Origin of the sequence: Bacteroides sp. NGMCC 1.200775, assembly GCF_040798045.1 — a bacterium.
GTDB lineage: Bacteria > Bacteroidota > Bacteroidia > Bacteroidales > Bacteroidaceae > Bacteroides > Bacteroides hominis.
Genome location: NZ_JASCQK010000002.1, coordinates 128,589 through 148,585, shown reverse-complemented (window position 1 = coordinate 148,585; position 19,997 = coordinate 128,589). Strand labels below are relative to the sequence as shown.

Annotated in this window: 12 protein-coding genes; all 12 read left to right on the top strand. The window is 46.4% G+C overall.

Annotated features, from left to right (window positions below):
* Window positions 1-98: 98 nt before the first annotated feature.
* The 12 genes from QK890_RS07075 (at window position 99) to QK890_RS07020 (ending at window position 19,944) form a co-directional block, all read left to right on the top strand.
* Window positions 99-3,236 carry a TonB-dependent receptor gene (locus tag QK890_RS07075; RefSeq protein WP_044300148.1) on the top strand — a complete coding sequence of 1,046 codons (3,138 nt, stop codon included), beginning with the start codon at window positions 99-101 and terminating at the stop codon, window positions 3,234-3,236.
* Between the two features lie 25 nt (window positions 3,237-3,261).
* On the top strand, window positions 3,262-4,929 hold the full coding sequence (locus QK890_RS07070) for a RagB/SusD family nutrient uptake outer membrane protein (protein WP_044300147.1): 1,668 nt from the start codon (window positions 3,262-3,264) through the stop codon (window positions 4,927-4,929).
* Complete coding sequence (locus tag QK890_RS07065) at window positions 4,929-6,071, top strand: glycan-binding surface protein (RefSeq protein ID WP_022011984.1); 1,143 nt, start codon at window positions 4,929-4,931, stop codon at window positions 6,069-6,071. Before QK890_RS07070 ends, QK890_RS07065 begins: the two co-directional genes overlap by 1 nt.
* A gap of 128 nt (window positions 6,072-6,199) precedes the next feature.
* On the top strand, window positions 6,200-7,981 hold the full coding sequence (locus QK890_RS07060; protein ID WP_367627275.1) for a hypothetical protein: 1,782 nt from the start codon (window positions 6,200-6,202) through the stop codon (window positions 7,979-7,981).
* A gap of 2 nt (window positions 7,982-7,983) precedes the next feature.
* A complete protein-coding gene (locus tag QK890_RS07055) occupies window positions 7,984-11,202 on the top strand; it encodes a carbohydrate-binding protein (protein WP_367627274.1) in 3,219 nt (1,072 codons plus the stop codon).
* Window positions 11,199-12,314 (top strand): glycoside hydrolase family 26 protein, encoded by a 1,116-nt coding sequence (locus QK890_RS07050; protein ID WP_022011981.1) that lies wholly within the window; start codon window positions 11,199-11,201, stop codon window positions 12,312-12,314. The genes QK890_RS07055 and QK890_RS07050 overlap by 4 nt, the downstream gene beginning before the upstream one ends.
* 121 nt (window positions 12,315-12,435) lie before the next feature.
* Entirely contained in the window at window positions 12,436-13,737 is a 1,302-nt protein-coding gene (locus QK890_RS07045; RefSeq protein WP_032540823.1) for a beta-galactosidase, read from the top strand.
* Window positions 13,734-16,178: a glycoside hydrolase family 3 N-terminal domain-containing protein gene (locus tag QK890_RS07040; RefSeq protein ID WP_367627273.1), complete on the top strand. Its 2,445-nt coding sequence runs from the start codon at window positions 13,734-13,736 to the stop codon at window positions 16,176-16,178. The genes QK890_RS07045 and QK890_RS07040 overlap by 4 nt, the downstream gene beginning before the upstream one ends.
* Before the next feature lie 5 nt (window positions 16,179-16,183).
* Window positions 16,184-17,437 carry a uroporphyrinogen decarboxylase family protein gene (locus tag QK890_RS07035; protein WP_032531150.1) on the top strand — a complete coding sequence of 418 codons (1,254 nt, stop codon included), beginning with the start codon at window positions 16,184-16,186 and terminating at the stop codon, window positions 17,435-17,437.
* Between the two features lie 153 nt (window positions 17,438-17,590).
* A complete protein-coding gene (locus QK890_RS07030) occupies window positions 17,591-18,229 on the top strand; it encodes a B12-binding domain-containing protein (RefSeq protein ID WP_005810278.1) in 639 nt (212 codons plus the stop codon).
* 2 nt (window positions 18,230-18,231) lie between these two features.
* Entirely contained in the window at window positions 18,232-18,933 is a 702-nt protein-coding gene (locus tag QK890_RS07025) for a vitamin B12 dependent-methionine synthase activation domain-containing protein (RefSeq protein ID WP_080714286.1), read from the top strand.
* Window positions 18,934-18,939: 6 nt separating this feature from the next.
* A complete protein-coding gene (locus QK890_RS07020) occupies window positions 18,940-19,944 on the top strand; it encodes a uroporphyrinogen decarboxylase family protein (protein WP_367627272.1) in 1,005 nt (334 codons plus the stop codon).
* The last annotated feature ends 53 nt before the right edge of the window (window positions 19,945-19,997 follow it).

Genomic DNA, 19,997 nt, shown 5'->3' with positions numbered 1-19,997 from the left:
TTGCATAAGTGAATGATAAAATCATACTTGTTTGTTCTTCCGGTTGACTCTATTTTTGCATTATCACAAAATTAATCATTTTAAATCAGTGTAATAGTATGAAGAACATGATGTTGTTTCTGATGGCGCTCTTGATGAGCAGCCATATGATGGCTCAGCAAACCATTGTTACAGGCGTAATCACCGATGCTAACGATGGATCTCCATTGATTGGAGCCAATGTACTGGTCAAAGGTGCCGGAACCGGTTCTATTGCCAATGTGGACGGTAAATACAGTGTAAACGTTCCGAGTGGCAAGAAGGTACTGGTCTTCTCGTGTGTGGGGTATAAAGAACAGGAGATTACTTTAAAACCCGGACAGAAAATACTCAATGTGACAATGAAGGAAGATACTGAACTGCTGGATGAGGTGGTAGTCATAGGCTATGGTACAATGAAGAAGAGTGACTTGACAGGATCGGTCACCAGTATCAAAAGCGAAGACTTGATGAAAACCAATCCGATCAGTATCAACCAGGGACTTCAGGGGCGTATTGCAGGTGTGCAGGTCAACCAGAATGATGGTGCTCCCGGAGCAGGCGTGAGTATTCAGATTCGTGGTGCGAACTCGTTTTCAACTTCTACAGAACCGCTTTACATTGTAGATGGTATTCCTTTTACCAGTAGTGGAATGCCCGGAACAGGTAAAGATGGTATGATGCAGACGGCCAATCCGTTGTCGACGATTAATCCGTCGGATATCGAGTCTATTGAGATCCTGAAGGATGCTTCAGCTACGGCTATTTACGGATCACGCGGTGCGAACGGAGTGGTATTGATTACCACCAAGCGTGGTGCGAAGGGAAAAGACAATATCAGTTTCAGTGCTAACTTCGGAATTTCAAAGGTAGTGAAGAAACTGGATATGCTGGATGGATATACATATGCATTGTATAGGAATGAAGCAGCACGGATGTTTAATGAATACGAGAATGCAAATGAAGCTATTCCTTATCCGGGCACTTCGAAAGTGGACCCGAATACCGGTGAATCGGTTTATTCTCCGGGACCGGAAGATTACCGGAATGGTACGTATCCCAGTGTAAACTGGCAGGATGAAGTATTTGAAACAGCTTTTTCCCAGGAATACAATCTGAGCGTGAACGGTTCGAATGATAAGGGGTATTATGCAATCTCCGGTAATATACTGGATCAGAGCGGTATCATTCATAACTCCGGATACAAACGTTATTCATTCCGTGCGAATCTCGCTCGTAAGGTACACGACTGGATTGAAATCGGTACGAATATGAGTTTTACCAACTCATTGAACAAGCTTGCCAAAACCAATTCTGTCAGTGATGGTATTATCCGGGGGGCTTTGTTCTATCCGGCTACAGCACCCTTGGACGATGAAACGAATAATGCCCAGTTGAACTGGTTCTCATCGAATCCTTATGTATATACCCGTGCAGCTAAAGATGAACTGGCAACGAATAGTTTCTTCTCTTCTTCATTTGTGGAAATCACACCGTATAAGGATTTGAAAGTTCGTCAGAATGTGGGTTTCTCCTATAATATAAACGAACGTGATGTGTACTATAACAGAGAGACGGTGGAAGGTAAAGATCCGACAAACGGATACGCCTCAAAAGCTGATAACTGGGCGAAGAATCTGGTACTTGAAACGATGGCGACTTACAACAAAACTTTCAATAAGAATCATTCGTTGAATGTGGTTGCTGCTTTCTCTTATGAAAGAGGGGATTATGGTAATAAAGCAATGGTAGCTACCGGGTTTCCTCAAGACTTGACGGAAGACTTTGATATGAGTGCCGCTGTGAATCCGCAGAAGCCGACCAGTGGACGCGGAATGACTTCTCTGGTGTCTTTCCTGGGACGTGCCAACTATAACCTGATGAATAAGTATCTGTTTACTGCCTCTTTCCGTCGGGATGGTTCCAGTAAGTTTGCACCGGGCAACAAATGGTCTAACTTTGCTTCAGGAGCTATTGCCTGGAGAGCATCGGAAGAGCAGTTTATTAAGGACCTGAATTTGTTTAGTAACCTGAAGTTCCGTGCAAGCTACGGGCAGACTGGTAATCAGGCGATAGGCGCCTATGCTACCCGTGACTATCTGACTGTGGCCAATTATCCGATTAACGGTGCACTTTCCAGTGGATTTGCCAATCTTACCTGGAGAGGACCTGCCAATCCGGATTTGAAGTGGGAGACCACCAGCCAGTATAATGTGGGTGTGGATATGGGATTCCTGCAGAACAGAATTAATTTGACTGTCGATCTGTATTACAAAAAGACATCTGACTTATTGCAGAATATACAGATACCACAAAGTACAGGTTTCTCGAATATGACGACTAACTTTGGAAATGTAACGAATAAGGGACTTGAAATTACCGGAAAGTTCTATGCGATTACCGGTAAGAACTTCAACTGGGATTTTGATGCTAATATTTCCTTTAACCGTAACAAGATCAGCGGACTTCCGGGAGATCAGTTTGCCCAGGGATGGAGTAAGGCTGATAATGTATTCCTACAGCGCAACGGAATGCCGATCGGAACCATTTATGGATTTGTGGAAGATGGTTTTTATGATAATATTGCTGAAGTAAGAGCCGACCCGTTTTATGCAAAAGAGTCAGAAGCCGTATGTAAAGCAATGGTGGGTGAGGTGAAATATAAAGATTTGGATGGAGTAGCCGGTATTACAAATGCCGATCGCCAGGTAATTGGGGATACGAATCCGGATTTCACTTTCGGTATGACTCACAATTTTACTTATAAGAACTTTTCTTTAAGCTTTTTCCTGCAAGGATGTGTCGGAGGTGATATTTTCAATGCGAACTTACTCGAGGTGACTATGAGTGGTATTGGTAATATTCCGCTGAATATATATGAATCTCGCTGGACACCCGAAAACCGGGAGAATGCCAAATGGCCGAAAGCTTATGCCGGCTATGGAAGAACGATGAAACTGTCTGATCGTTATGTAGAAGACGGATCTTATCTGAGAATGAAGAATATTAATCTGGGGTATAAGTTTGTCTCTCCATTCAAGGGAATTGAATCGATCAATCTGTTTGCTTCTGTCAGCAATGTATTCACCATTTCGGGATATAGCTGGTATGATCCGGATGTAAACTCTTTCGGTAGTGATGCTTCTCGCCGTGGCGTAGATTTATTCTCGTATCCAAGTAGTCGCACCTTCTCATTTGGTTTACAGTGTACGTTCTGATGTTTAACTCAAATCAAGAAAAGTCATGAAAAAAATAATATTCAAATCGTTTTTATTGCTATGGACAGTCCTGTTGGCATGTTCATGCAATGATTTGCTGGAAGAAAAGGCCTATGATTTTGTGTCACCCGAACAGTTGGGAGACAGTGAGAGTGCGGCTTCCCAGCTTGTGACAGGTACTTATAATACAGTGATCACCAGCTTTATTGCTCCGGGTTCTTATCTTTATCTGACCAATATGGATTGTGACTATGCGTCGGGTGCATCATGGGCATTTGGTAATGTCGGAGCAGGTAATCCACAAGGATTCTGGGGAATAGATCATATGTGGCAGGGCAGCTATACGTTGATTCACCGGGCAAATCTGGGTATATCCAAGATCTCGGCTATGAATAACCTGACTCCGGAGAGTAAACAGGACGCTTTGGCACAACTCTGCTTCCTTAAAGCATGGGCTTATTTTAACCTGGTGAGAAATTACGGTCCTGTGCCTATTTTCCGGAAATCAATATCGGAAGGGGAAGCTATGAGCCAGCCTCGTGCCTCGGTATCGGACGTATACACACATATCATTGAATTGCTGGAACAAGCTGAAGGAATGTATTCGAAAGATGATGCCGGGTTTGTAGCGGGACGTGCCTCGAGCGGAGCTGCCAAAGCGTTATTGGCGAAAGTATATGTTACTATGGCTTCCGGGGCGATGTCCGGTGTGCCTATCGTGGTTAAGGGAGGAGATCCGAATATATTTGAACCACAACCTATCACGCACATTGCAAAGACTGTTGCAGGTTATGAGTCTTTTGATCCGGCCAAGTATTATGCGTTGGCACGTGACAAAGCTTGGGAGGTGATAAACGAATATACCCTGTTTGATAATTATATGGACGTATGGGCCATAGGAAACCGTAATAAGGGAGAACACATCTGGATGGCACAGGCCATCAGCGGTGATAAGGACTTTGGAAACACGATCTGTCAGGATTATGTGGGCATTTTCAAAGAAGACGGTACGATGGAAGGTAACTGGTATGGTATGCGCGATCACTGGTATCTGCTTTTCGAAGAACAGGATACGCGTATTGTCGATGGAGTTATTCACCGATATGCGTCGGATGGAATATCCAATGGTAAGGTTATCTATAACTATTATCCCCGTTGGTATGCAGATAAAGTAGAGAATAAGGAGGTATATGACAGTCAGGGCAATGCTTTTGATGGTACGGAAGTCTATCATGAAGGTCAGGGGTGGACATTGGCGAAATTGACGAAATTTACTTTTGTTACAGACCGGAAACAAAAAAACAGTGATTTTCACTTTCCGTTGCTCCGTTTGCCGGATATAATGTTGGTTTATGCTGAGGCTGTCAATGAATTGAATGGCGGACCGGACGCTGAGGCCTATAATCAGGTGAACCGCATTCGTACGCGTGCCCATGCCACTCCGTTCTCCGGAATGAATCAGGATGAATTCCGTTCGGCTGTATTGGAAGAGCGTGCCCGTGAATTGGCCTATGAAGCTGACCGCCGTTATGATCTTTTCCGTTGGGGTATCTATCTGGATGTGATGAATGCCATCGATATGGATGAGCATAATGTGACTAAACGTCGTTTGGAGCGTAATCTTCTATATCCGATACCTACCAGTGAGGTGAACTCTAATGATAAGATTGATTCTAACAATCCGGGATGGTAATGAATACATTCGTAACATTTAAAATTGAAGATACAATGAAAACATTTAGATATATTTTATTCGTATGGGTGATTCTGGGCTGTGGTCTGTTTGCATCGTGTAAAGATGATGAAGTGGAATATGCCCCTCTGGCTGTCACCCGGGTATCTACGGTACTCGATCGCGAACAGGGGATCGATCAGGCTAATCTTGCACAATATATCATTGTGCAAGGTACAGGATTGAATGCTGTTAATTCGATTCTGGTAAATGATGTACAGGTTGATTTGAGAGATGCGTATATCACTTCGGGAGAAATAACTTTTCCGATCCCCAGGGTAATTCCGGGAGAGGTAAATAATCTGATAACTTTAGGAAACGGAAATTCTACCGTAACTACTCCGATATCGGTGTTTATTCCTGAATTGGAGGTGAACGGTATGTTCAATGAATTTACGCCGGCAGGTGATACGATGCAGGTGGTTGGCGATTATTTTGATCTTTATGAGATAACGACCGAATCGGGGCAGCTGTTCTTTGGTGGAAAAGAAGCGGAGATAACAAAAGCAACCGGTAACAGTCTGAGTTTTGTGTTGCCGGAGGATGCCGTAATAGGTTCAAAAATTAAATTAGTCAGCCCGGTTTGTGGAGAAGTCATGGTTCCCGGTAAATATATGGAAAAGGGCAATATGCTGTGTGACTTTGACCCGTTCACCGGTTGGGGAGGTGGTAAATATGTGATAAATGGTCCCGTTCCTGCTCCGTACAGCGGACAATTCTCCCGTTTCAAGATTAATAAGGGAGATGCGAATGATTGGGACTGGAACGAGGTGACTACTATTGCACAGTGTGCTGTCGAATACTTTCCCGAGGTTATTGCCGATCAGGATAAATATTTGCTGAAGTTTGAAGTAAATACAATCAAGCCATTGACCAAAAGACAGATCCGATTTTACTTCTCGCAGATTAATTACGATTGGGAACCTTTTGCATCGGGACTCGCCTTGAATACGAACGGAGAGTGGAAAACGGTTTCTATTGACCTGGGAGAAATGTGGAAAGGGGACATTCCTAATGATGGAGTTTTACAGATTATGGGTAATAGTTGGGCGGAAGATACGGATATCTGCTTTGATAATTTCCGTATTGTTCCCAAAGATTAAGGTGTGTTTAGTGAAAGGTAGTTTATTGACTGCCTGATGTAGGGTAGAGTTGGTAAAAGAGGGGCAGTTTTCTTATAACTATCCCTCTTTTTAACTCACTCCGCAATATGAATAAAAAAAGAATGACAATGCGGAAAATTCAATATTTGTTTATCGGTTTGTTCTTCTGTCTGGGGATACAGGCACAGGAGAAATTTAATATCAGGGGGGTACTTCCCTGGCATAATTTCTTGTCAGGACCTACTTCATGGAACTTGTCAGATTACCGGAATTATCTGGATGAATGTCAGAAAAATGGTATCAACTTCATTGGTTTCCACAATTATACGGGGGGTGGTGAGCGTTATGCCACTTATGTGGAACCTATGATAAAAATAGAATATAAGAATATTCTTCCTCAAGCCTGTTTTGATAATTCTCTGACTGCACGTTGGGGCTATCTGCCTATGGCTGTGAAAGACTTTGCTTATGATACGGGAAAAGCATTCCACTTACCTGCAGGGGCAGAAGCTTTCGGTAATGACGGTTCGGTTACCTCGCACTCTCCCCGGGAGCATTACGAAAGGGGCCAGGGGCTGATGCGTGATGTATTGAAAATGGCACATGAACGGGGAATTCGTATGGCTATGGGATTTGAATTCGGAGTGATTCCTCCCGAATACTTTTCTTTGAATGTAGCCGGAGACTGTTTCTATTGGCCGGGTGAATCGAATATGATTCCGAATCCGAAAAGCCAGATAGCAGCCGAGATACATTATGCTGCAATTGATGATATCCTGAAAGCTTATCCGGATATTGATTATATCTGGATGTGGCTGAATGAACATTCGTTTATGGGAGTCGATACTCAGAAAGCATTGAGGAATGTACCTTTTGCTCGTGCTTATCGGGAAAATGAAAGCTTCTTTGAGGAAGCGGCCGATTCATCGGCCCGTTTTGTCGGAGTGTGGGCGCTGGAATATATGAAACTGACTTATGATTATCTGAAATCAAAGGGTTCGCATGCCAAATTGATCCTTGGTGGCTGGGGGGGAGGACATCAGTTACCTTCATTGCTGAAAGGATTGGACAGAGCTTTGCCCAAAGATATTATTTTCAGTTGTCTCAATCCAGATCTGGGGAAAAGTCCACAACCGGAGTTTTTGGGAGAGATTGCCCGGAACCGTAATGTATGGGCAGTTCCCTGGTTGGAAGGCGATCACCAGTTGTGGCATTTTCAGCCAAGGGTCCATATGATGCGTGAACATGTGAAACTTGCCGCTAAACAGAATCTGGACGGAGTGGTTGCTATCCACTGGCGTACGGAGGAACCTCGTTTTAATTTCCGAACGTTTGCCCATTTTGCTTCGGATAAAGATGCCAAAGAAAGTGTGGAGCAGTTGTATGACAGATTTCTGACGGAGGAGTTCGGAAAAGATGCGGCTAAAAAAATGACCCCGTTGCTTGCCGGAATGGATCGGAAACAAATTCAGTGGAATGTGCCTTCGCCGGAGTTTTACGCCTATACTCCGGAATGGGGACTGCTGGACGAAAATAATGTGCGGATACGGAAAGAACTGGTGTCTTCCGGAGAATCATTATTGAAAAAGTTAAAAGGGGAGCAGCGGGATAATCTGGAACGTTTCATAGCAATGTTTCGTTTTGAACTTCTCTTGGGAGAGGTGGATCAGGCTATGATGCCTGCTTTTACCTTAAAGAAGAAAGAAGCGCAAGGTGAGAAAATAGATGCTTCACAGGAATATGCGGATGCATACCGGTTATTGCTTTCAGCACCAATCAAAGAGATGTTCGATACTTATGTGAAACGGGTTCATTCACGTGGAGAACTGGGCGTTCTTAGCTCTTTGAACCAGCGTGTGTGGCGTGAATACAATGAACTTAAAACTTATCTGGAAAATAAAATAAAATAGAAATGAGACGAATGGCATATCACCTGCTGGCTGTTTTGATTCTGGCAATGACAGCATCGACAATCAAAGCACAGATTTTATTGGTTACTTCGGGTACACCGGTCGAAGAATATGCGGCAGCAGAGCTTCAACGATATTACTATCAGTTGTCCGGGCGGCTATTATCTGTCGGACATGGAGAGGTGCCGGACAGGAAAACGGAATTTGTGCTTACAAGACTGGATCATCCGTTGATGACTTCTTGGAAAGACAATGGAGTGCTGTCTCTGGCATCAGTGCCCGGAGCACAGGGGTATGTCATTCGGACAGTGAAGGAAAAAAGCAGGCAACTGGTGGTTATTGCCGGTGCGGATGCCAGTGGACTGCTTTATGGCGTATATGGGTTATTGGAGGATCATTTAGGAATGCGTTTCTATATGAACGGGGATGTGTATCCCGATAAAAAAAAGCCGCAGACAAAGTTACCGTTTATCCGGGATGAACGTACGCCGACAATGACCGTTCGCGGATTTCTTCCCTGGACTAATTTTCCGCAATCGGCTACGATTTATTCATGGGATGATTGGCGTTACATCATAGATCAGGCTGCGCGGATGCGGATGAATTTTATTATGATTCATAATTATAACGGGTTTTGCGGGCATAATGAATTGTTTCATAATTTTGAGTATAAAGGTCATTTGTCACGTGGATGGATGCCTACCATAAAGACCGGACACGGATGGTGTTGCCCCGGATGGGATGTCAATGAATATCTTTTTGGAGCATCCGGGATTTATGATGACTATGATTTTGGAGCTGATTATGGGTTACATAATGAAACGCTGACGAATAGCCAGATCAAAGAGAAAGGAGCAACTATATTCCGCAAGGTGATCGCCTATGCACATTTGCGTGGTGTGAAAATAGGCTTAGGATTGGATATCGATGTCCTCTTGCCGGAATATCAGACTGAGCCGGATAATAGAGAAGTAATTAAGGCACAGGTTACAGAAATTGCCTGTGAATATCCGGAACTGGATTATCTGCTTTGTTTCCAGTCTGAGGGTCAGAAGAATGAAGCTTTTTATGCCCGCTGGCGGAGAGTTTTTGATGGATTCTATGAAGAGATGAAGCGGATGTCGCCTTCTACCCGTATAGCTGTATCGGGGTGGGGGCTGACCCCGGAATCAGTGAATAGTCTGCCCGAAGATGTTATTTGTGCTCCCATATCTTATTATTCGGCAGCGTTCGAACCGGGAAGTGTGTATGGCAGTCGTGAATACTGGGGATGTCCCTGGTTGGAACGGGATTTTAACAGTTCTGAATATTACTATCCTTATAATGTGGATCTTTCGGAAACCATCCGGGCCTTTGGAGATGCTTCTCCCAATATGAATGGTTTTTATGCACTGACGTGGAGACTGGCCGACGCTATTTCTCCTAAAATGTGGTATATCAGTAAGGCCCCCTGGTATAAGCGTGAAGTACTGGATTCTTCGGAGAAGGTATATCGGGATTTTGCATGTGCCAGTTACGGGAAAAATGCAGCCGATGCCATTACCGGTATTATCAATCAAAACGAGCCTTTTGCCACTGACTTTGGCGAGTGTCAGGAAACACCCGGATTTAATCAGGTGGTGCATACTTATCCGTTGATGAACCTTCGTTCGATGGCTTTTATCGGGAAAAATGGAGAAACCGTAAAGATAGAAGCTACTGGATACAAAGAGAAGAAAGGTACCCAAAATGCCCCTTGTGATGAAGGTGGTGAGTGTGTAGGGTATATTATGGCGGATGACTGGTTGGAGTATCCTGCGGTTGATTTTAGTAATAGTCCTGAGCGGATGTCCGTTCGGGTCGCTTCTGCATCTTCGGGTGGGGTTGCCACTGTTTGTCTGGACCGTCTGGAAGGCCCTGTTATCGCCCGGTTTGAGGTAAAGAATACGGAAGGGTGGCAATCTTGGAGAACGCTGACGGTTCCGGTGAGCGGATTGAAAGGTATTCATACATTGTATATTCGTTTTCAACCTTTTGATGTGATAGCCGGGGCGGAAAAATTAGCTGAAGCACAATTGAAAACCATTGATAGTTGTATGGCGATTACTTCGGATGCACTTCAGAGGTTGCGTCTTTCCCGGTTGCGCGCGCGCATTCAGGGTGCTGCTTGCCACATTGCGTTGAATGCCGGTTTTGAAGCTTATCGGTGGGATGATTTACCCGGAAAGATGGATGAATGGGCGCGCAGCTTCCTGTATCGTATCGAGGATATTTCGTCCTACGGGAATATCATGAGTACTCAGAATAGATTTGTCAAACAGAATTATGTAGCGAAAATCAATCAACTTCGTAAGCAACAGCGGGTACAGGCACCTTCGCATATCACAGCCAAGGGAACCCGTGAGGGAGCATTGGTCAGTTGGCGTAATGAAGAACCGGCGGCAAAGGCTTTTGTTGTTTGTCGTAATGGAGAAGAAATTGATACATTGGCAGCCGGTGTGACATGCTATCGGGATATGTTTCATGGAGTTGCTGTCTATTCGGTGTACACGGTGGATGTTGAAGGGCATAAGAGTCCTTTGGGAATACCTGCCCGGTGTCCGGCTGGAAATGCAGATCGTGAAGCACCGGTTATTGTTATTAATTCTCCGGTGACTTCCGTAATGAAGGGAGCTCCGTTGCATATCCGGTTTTCTGTGGTTGAAGACCGGTTGCCCGAAGTTGTATCCGGAACACTTCACTATCGGAAACCGGGAGATAAAGTATGGAAAGAGTTGCCGTTTGAACGCCGGGTCAGAGCTGTCTTCACATTGACGTTGCCTGCTTCCGGGATTACCGAAGAAGGAATAGAATACTATATTTCTGTTTCCGATTCTCACAATACCTCCTTTTATCCGGCCTCTGCTCCGTTCCGGAATCATACGGTAGTGGTGACGGGAGTACAGGGGAATGATAAACCGATACCTCCGGTGGTAAAACAAATCGATAATAACCGTATGTACTGGACTTGTACGGAGAATGCGGAAATGTATCGCATCTATCGTGCTAAGACTCCCGATTTTGCAGTCGGGGCAGGTACGTTTGTGACGTTTGTAGCTGGAAATACATGCACCTTTGCCGATAATGGATTCGATTTTGACGGAACTCCTTTAAAAGGGACTTATTATTATCGCCTGACTTCCGTATCACGGTGGGATTGTGAAAGTGAGGCATCAGATATCATTCAAATAGATTATCAATGAAAAGAATTGGAATATACATTGCTACTGTGGTCTGCATCTTGTCCTGTGTTCCCCCGCAAAGGAATTTGCTGACAGAAACCAGACAGATGCTGGTTGACTCAGGCGCAACTGAACGGACGGCAGCTTTGTTTTATAACTTGCGCCAACTGACCGGGAAACAGGTTGTTTACGGACAACATAATTATGAAATGGATGGGTTTGACTCGGATACCACACGCTGGCGGGATGAAGCGAACCGATGTGACGCATACGATGTGACGGGAACTTATCCAGCTTTGGCCAGCTTTGATTTTCTTCATTTTACAAATCCCCGTAGTTGGGAAACAAAAGACCCGGATTACATCCGGCAGAAGTTTCATGCTGCATATAACCGAGGTAACGTGATTACATTCTGCTGGCATTATTACAATCCGGTGACCGGTGGAAACTTTTATGATACCACCCGGGTGGTCCGCCATATCTTACCGGGAGGTTCCCATCATGCTATATTTAAGGCTGACCTGAAAATCATTGCCGACTTTGCCCACAATGCAAAAGCCGACAACGGAGAATTGATTCCCATTATATTCCGTCCCTGGCATGAGTTTGATGGCAACTGGTTCTGGTGGGGCAGAAATCATTGCCGGGTTGAGGAGTTTAAAGAATTATATAGGTTTACGGTCACTTACCTCAGGGACTCTCTGCAGGTACATAACTTTCTGTATGCTTTCTCTCCTGATTGTGGCTTTACTACCGAAGCCGAATACCTGGAACGCTATCCGGGAGATGAATATGTAGATGTGGTAGGAATGGATAATTACTGGGATTTTCGTCCGGATGGAGGAGACACTTCTCTGGTTGTTTTGAAAGCACGTATACTGACTCAGTATGCCCGGCAGCATGCAAAACTTTCGGCTATTACCGAGACCGGTACACAGACCCGTGACTCGTTGTGGTATACGCAATTGTTGTCCATCCTGCGTTCGGAAGGAGTAGCTTTGAACTATGTGTGTAGCTGGTCCGGGTTTGCTCCTTATAAAGGACATCCGGCTGCAACCGATTTTTGCCGGTTTAAGGAAGATTCCCTGATACTTTTTGCAGATGAGATTCCCGATTTCTATACTTGGCCTTAACCTGCTTATAATAATATCATGGAATGCTAAGATAGTATTAGGTATATATGCGGACGACGCTTATCTTTGCAATATCAGTTACAGAGTGAAAAGAATCTTATAAATAAAACATCTGATAATTATGAAAACCCTATCGAGTATACTACTGACCTTGCTGGTCGTGTTCGGGGCATGTACTTCTCCCCGGATTTCTTCCGATCCTTTTGTCCGTGTGTCAGACGGGCGTCTGACGGTGAATGGAAAACCTTACTATTATATTGGGACCAATTTCTGGTATGGAGCCATATTGGGGTCACAGGGGCAGGGGGGTAATCGTGAAAGGCTGCTTCGTGAACTCGATCACCTGAAAGCCCATGGAATCAATAACCTGCGTGTTCTTGTCGGGGCCGACGGAAAAGATGGTATCCCGACAAAAGCTGAACCTGCGCTTCAGATAGAAGCGGGCGTATATAACGATACTATTTTCGACGGACTCGATTATTTCTTATCGGAGTTGGGCAAACGGGATATGTATGCTGTGCTTTTCCTGAACAATAGTTGGGAGTGGTCGGGCGGATATTCCCAATACCTTTATTGGGCGGGACACGGTGAGGTACCGATGCCGAATATAGCCGGGTGGGATGCTTTCTCCGGTTATGTGGCACAATACGCTAAGTCTGAAAAAGCACACCGTCTGTTCCGGAATCATGTCACCCACGTCGTGAATCGTGTCAACCGGTACACGGGAAAGAAATACAGTGAAGATCCTGCGATCATGTCCTGGCAGATAGGAAATGAGCCCCGTCCGTTCGGTGAGGAGAATAAGGAAAGTTTTGCGGCGTGGATTGCGGATTGTGCGGCACTTATTAAATCATTGGACCCTAATCATCTGGTCTCGGTCGGATCGGAGGGAATGGCCGGTTGTGAAGGAGATCTTTCACTTTGGACTTCCATTCATGCCGATGCCAATATCGATTATGCCACGATTCATATCTGGCCGAACAATTGGGGATGGATCGATAAGAAAGATATTCCGGGAACTCTCGGACAGGCCATAAAGAATACTTGCTCTTATATTGACATACATGCCCAAGAGGCCTATAAAATAAACAAGCCGTTGGTGCTTGAAGAGTTCGGTTTGCCGAGAGACAGCGTAAAGTTTGCCTCGGACAGTCCGACTGTCCAACGAGACCTTTATTATAGGGAAGTGTTTGATATCGTCAAAAAGCATGCTGCCGGGAAAGGTGTTTTTCAAGGATGTAATTTCTGGGCATGGGGTGGATTTGCACAACCCCGCCACCTCTTCTGGCAAAAAGGAGATGACTACATGGGAGATCCCGGGCAGGAAGAACAAGGGTTGAATTCGGTTTATGCAACGGATTCGACAGTGGATATGATTAGAGAGACGGTAAATGATATTAACCAGATAATTCAGAAACAATGAAAATGAAATTACTGTGTATTCTGTTGCTGGGAGTGATTCCCATATGCCCGATCCATGGCAAGGATACGTTCGGGAAGAAAAAAGATAAAGCAACGCGGCTCCTTTTTTATGATCTGAATAAGAACGGGCAGATGGATACCTATGAAAACCCCTCTGCTCCAGTAGAAGAGCGTGTGGAGCACCTTCTGTCACAGATGACGCTGGAAGAAAAGGTAGGCCAGATGCTTACTTCATTGGGGTGGCCGATGTACGAACGGGTGGGAGAGGAAATTCGCCTGACTGCACGGTTGGAAAAGGAAATCAGCGAATATCATATCGGGGCACTCTGGGGCTTTATGCGGGCCGATCCATGGACACAGCGCACACTGCATACCGGCCTCAATCCTTCATTGGCTGCCCGCGCCTCCAACCGTCTTCAGGCTTTTGTCATGGAGCATAGCCGTTTGGGCATTCCGTTGTTCCTGGCGGAAGAATGCCCTCATGGACATATGGCGATTGGTACAACCGTTTTTCCCACTTCCATTGGTCAGGCCAGTACCTGGAATCCGGAGCTGATCCGGCAGATGGGGCGTGTTATTGCAACCGAAGCAAGTGCTCAGGGAGCGCATATCGGTTATGGACCGGTACTCGATTTAGCCCGCGATCCGCGTTGGTCACGTGTGGAAGAGACTTACGGAGAAGACCCTTATCTGAATGGAGTGATGGGAGCTGCTTTGGTACGCGGTTTTCAAGGGGACACACTAAGGGGGCGTAAAAGCGTAATTGCCACTCTCAAGCATTTTGCCTCGTATGGCTGGACCGAAGGGGGACATAACGGAGGTACTGCCCATCTGGGCGAACGTGAACTGGAAGAAGCTATTTTCCCTCCTTTTCGTGAAGCTGTAGGGGCAGGAGCATTGTCGGTGATGAGTTCGTATAATGAAATAGACGGTAATCCGTGTACCGGAAGCCGCTATTTGCTGACAGATATTTTGAAAGACCGTTGGCAATTCAAAGGTTTTGTCGTGTCCGATTTGTATGCTATTGGCGGATTACGGGAACACGGAGTTGCAGGCAGTGACTATGAAGCAGCCGTGAAAGCTGTGAATGCCGGGGTGGATAGTGATCTGGGGACGAATGTATATGCGGAACAACTGGTTGCCGCAGTTCGAAAAGGAGATGTCGCTATGGAGACAGTAGATAAGGCGGTACGCCGCATATTATCTCTCAAATTCCACATGGGATTGTTTGATGCTCCGTTTGTTGATGATAAGCGTCCGGCACAACTGGTTGCCTCTCCCGAGCATATCGGACTGGCTCGTGAAGTTGCCCGTCAGTCAATCGTTCTGCTTAAGAATGAAGACAAGCTGTTACCGTTGGAGAAGGATATTCGTACCCTTGCCGTCATAGGTCCCAATGCCGATAATGGTTATAATATGCTTGGTGACTATACAGCTCCTCAGGCAGACGGTTCTGTGGTGACTGTTCTGGAGGGCATCCGGCAAAAAGTTTCTAAAGACACCCGTGTGCTTTATGCCAAAGGTTGTGCCGTGCGGGATTCTTCCCGTACCGGATTTGCCGATGCCATAGAGGCTGCCCGTAGTGCCGATGTCGTGGTGATGGTAGTAGGAGGATCGAGTGCCCGGGATTTTTCTTCGGAATATGAAGAGACAGGAGCCGCCAAGGTCTCTGCAAACCGGGTCAGTGATATGGAAAGTGGAGAGGGATATGACCGTGCCACACTTCATCTTATGGGCAGACAATTGGAATTGCTGGAAGAGGTTCGCAAATTGGGCAAGCCGATGGTATTGGTCCTGATCAAAGGGCGCCCGTTATTGATGGAGGGAGTCATTCAGGAAGCAGATGCAATTCTTGATACCTGGTATCCGGGTATGCAGGGAGGAAATGCTGTGGCAGATGTGCTATTTGGCGATTACAATCCGGCAGGTCGTCTCACACTTTCCGTTCCGCGTTCGGTCGGACAGCTTCCGGTATACTATAATACGAAACGTAAGGGAAATCGCAGTCGCTATATAGAAGAGGCGGGTACTCCCCGTTATCCTTTTGGCTATGGCCTTAGCTATACGACGTTCTCCTATACCGGCATGAAGGTTCGGGTGAGTGAAGAAAGCAATCACTGCCGGGTAGATGTATCGGTAACTGTACGCAACCAGGGTACAGTGGATGGTGACGAAGTGGTGCAGCTTTATCTGCGGGATGAAGTCGGCAGCTTTACAACCCCTGACAGACAGCTGCGTGCTTTCAGCCGTGTACGCCTGAAAGCAGGTGAGACCCGGGAAATAACTTTTACTCTCGACAAGAAGTCGTTGGCCCTGTATATGCGGGACGGTGAATGGGCCGTGGAACCGGGACGTTTTACAGTCATGGCAGGAGGCTCTTCCGAAGACATTGCCTGTCAGCAGGAATTTGAGATAAACCGAAAATATACTTTTAAAATGTAAATGCTATGAACGGATCAAGAGATAAAGTGCGCAGTGCGCTCAATCACCGGAATACAGGTAGTGTACCGGTCGATTTCGGTGCAACAGCGGTTACAGGCATTCATTGCCGCATTGTAGAAGCATTGAGGAATTATTATGGGCTGGAACCCCGGCCGGTAAAGATTGTGGATGCCTTTCAAATGTTAGGGGAAGTAGATGCGGAACTGGCTGAAAAGATCGGGGTGGACTGTATCGGTATAGGAGGCCCTAAAGATATTTTCGATCTGGATGTAACCCGTATGCGTGAACAGACAACACCTTGGGGACAACTGGTGCTGGTGCCTGAAGCGATGGATCTTACTCCCGATGCTCAAGGAGATGTTTATGTGTATGCCGGAGGAGATAAAAGCTATCCCCCCAGTGCCGTGATGCCCAAAGGATGCTATTTTATTAATGCCATCGAGCGTCAGCACCCCATTGACGAAGAACAGCTGAATCCGGAAGACAATGTGGAAGAGTTCGGATTGCTGACGGAGGGAGATCTGGCTTATTACCGTTCGGAGACAGATAAAGCATATCAGACCGGCCGGGCCGTCGTGGCCAGTTTCGGAGGCACAGCCTTGGGAGACGTTGCTTTTGTTCCCGGTATGGGGCTGAAGCAGCCGAAGGGGATCCGGAGTGTGGTGGAGTGGTATATGTCTACAGCCATGCGGCAGGATTATCTGCATCAGGTATTTGAGAAAGAGATTGATATTGCCATTGCTAATTATGAGAAACTTTGGGTTGCACTCGGAGATAAAATAGAGGTGGTGCTGACATGTGGTACAGATTTCGGTTCACAAGAGTCGCAGTTTTGTTCCATAGATACCTTCCGCGAACTTTGGTTGCCGCACTATCGGCGGATGAACGACTGGATACATCAGCATACCACCTGGAAAATATTCAAGCACTCTTGCGGAGCTATCATTCCCATTTTGCCCGGGCTGATCGAAGCCGGATTCGACATTATCAATCCGGTTCAGATTAATGCCAAAGACATGGATTCCCGGAGGTTGAAAGAGGAGTTCGGCAGCCGGCTGACTTTCTGGGGAGGAGGGGTCGACACGCAGAAGATACTGCCTTTCGGTACTCCGGACGAGATACGTCGCCATGTAAAGGAGCAGTGTGAGATATTGGGACGTGACGGAGGGTTTGTTTTTAATGCCGTCCATAACATTCAGGCCAATGTTCCCGTCGAGAATGTAGTTGCGATGTTCGATGCTTTAAAGGATTTCCGCTGAGGACCGTTTGTGAGGCTATAATTATTGACAATATGAAAATCTGCCGGCAACTGTTGCCGGATGAGGATACATCAATGCAATGAATCTATGTCAGAGGTTCGTTGGGAAAGAGTACATATATATACATTATTAATCTTATAAATGATAAATGCCATGAATAACCTCAATGAATTATATGAAGCCATCTTGGCGGGTAAATTGGAACAGGCAGTCAGTGTTACCAGAGAAGCGGTTGCCGGAGGAGTTGCACCTCAGGAGATCATCAATGAATATATGATCAAGGCCATGGAAGCCATCGGTGCACGTTTTGAATCGGGACAGGTGTTTGTGCCGAATCTCCTGATGAGCGCACGTGCCATGCGTGGTGCCCTCGATATACTCAAACCACTGATGCAGGGGAAGATCGATTCGTACATTGGCAGGATTGTGATTGGTACGGTCAAGGGAGATCTGCATGATATCGGTAAGAACTTGGTCGCCTCCATGTTTGAAGGGTGTGGATTTGAAGTCATCAACCTGGGAGTAGACGTATCGAGTGACAAATTCATCTCTGCGGCACTGGAGAACAAGGCAGACATCATTTGTATGTCCGCGTTGCTCACCACTACCATGAACTATATGAAGGAGGTAATCGATGCCCTTGAAACCTCCGGATTGAGGGGAAAAGTGAAGGTGATGGTGGGAGGTGCGCCTGTCAGCGATGCTTTTGCCAGGTCTATCGGTGCCGATGCCTATACCAGTAATGCCAATGCAGCCGTAATCATGGCTAAAAAGTTGATAAACGCCTGCTGAACATGTTTATGAATCCCCATATCGTTGAAGGATGCCTGCCTTTCACCTCGTTGAGGCTCGATCCGGAGGACATCAGTCTTTCGATGGGTGCCGGTTACGTGCCCGACGCAGAGATGCGGGCAATGTGCCGTGCACTCGAAGAAGAGATTGCCGGCATTTGTATTCCCCGGTTTCTGTATATTCTGTTCGATTCCGAACCGGCCGGTACTTGCGAAGTGGGAGTGAATGGGATTTGCCTGAAGACGGGAGCCGTTATTACTCCCTATCTGAAAGATGCTGCGGGCTATGCGCTCTTTGTGGCCACTGCGGGGCGTGAGTTTGAGGCTTTTCAGCATGAAACGTGCGCCCGGGGTGACATTCTGCGGGAGTTTCTTCTGGATGCCTATGGTTCGGCGATTGCCGAAGCTGTCGTCCGTGAGGTGTGCCGGAAGGTGGAAACACAGATGTTCGCTTTAGGCTATGGGGTGAGCCATCCTTACAGTCCCGGTTATTGCGGGTGGCATGTCACACAGCAACAGTTACTTTTCAGTTGCCTGCCCGAATCTCCTTGTGGGATTCGGTTGAGTGATTCTTCCCTGATGTCACCCATTAAGTCGGTCAGCGGTATTCTTGCTTATGGTCCCCGCATGGCCAAGCGGAAATATGGATGCGAACTGTGCGGCAAAGCCGATTGCTATAAAAACAGAAATAAACTAAAAAGATAGAATGCTATGGAACTGTCACAATATATAAAAGATAAATTAGTATCAGAGAAACGGGTGGCAATGCCCATCATGACCCATCCGGGCATCGAGTTACTGGGTAAACGGGTGCTGGATGCCGTAACGAACGGAGAAATCCATTATCACGCCATCCGTGCCTTGAATGAATGTTTTCCGCAATCGGTGGCTTGTACCACCATTATGGATCTTACAGTAGAGGCAGAAGCCTTTGGAGCACAACTCAGTATGTCTTCCAATGAAGTACCCAGCGTGTCCGGGCGCCTGCTTGCCGGATATGCGGATGTAGAGGCCTTGCAGGTTCCTTCACTTGAATCCGGGCGTGTGCCTCAATACTTGCAGGCCGACCGCCTGGCGGCAAAAGGGATAGATAAGCCCGTACTGGCGGGATGTATCGGTCCTTACTCTTTGGCAGGACGTCTGTATGATATGACGGAAATCATGATGGCTATTTATACAGAACCCGAAACAGCCCGGCTATTGCTTGAAAAATGTACGGAGTTCATTCTGCGCTATTGTCTTGCCATTAAGGAGACCGGCGTAGCCGGGGTCATTATGGCGGAACCGGCTGCGGGGCTTCTTTCGAACGAAGATTGCCTGCAATATTCGTCTGTCTACGTGAAACGCATTATCGATGCCGTGCAGGACGATTCGTTTACGGTTATCTTGCATAATTGCGGTAATACGGGACATTGTACTCCGGCTATGCTGGCTACCGGTGCCCAAGGATATCATTTCGGTAATAAAGCGGATATGCTTGCCGCTCTCCGCGAGTGCCCTTCGGATGTATGGGTGATGGGGAATCTGGACCCTGTGGGCGTATTCAGGATGTTAACTCCCGAAGAAGTTTTCGCGCAGACAGAAGAACTTCTGAGCCGTACAGGCGGATACGCTAACTTTATTGTCTCTACCGGTTGCGACACTCCGTCCGAAGTACCTTTTGATAACATTCAGGCTTTTTATCTGGCTGTAGAGAAATACAATAAGGGGAGATGAATGATAATACCAGTATTGGATAATATTGTACTTGTTTCCGGGGGGAATCCCTC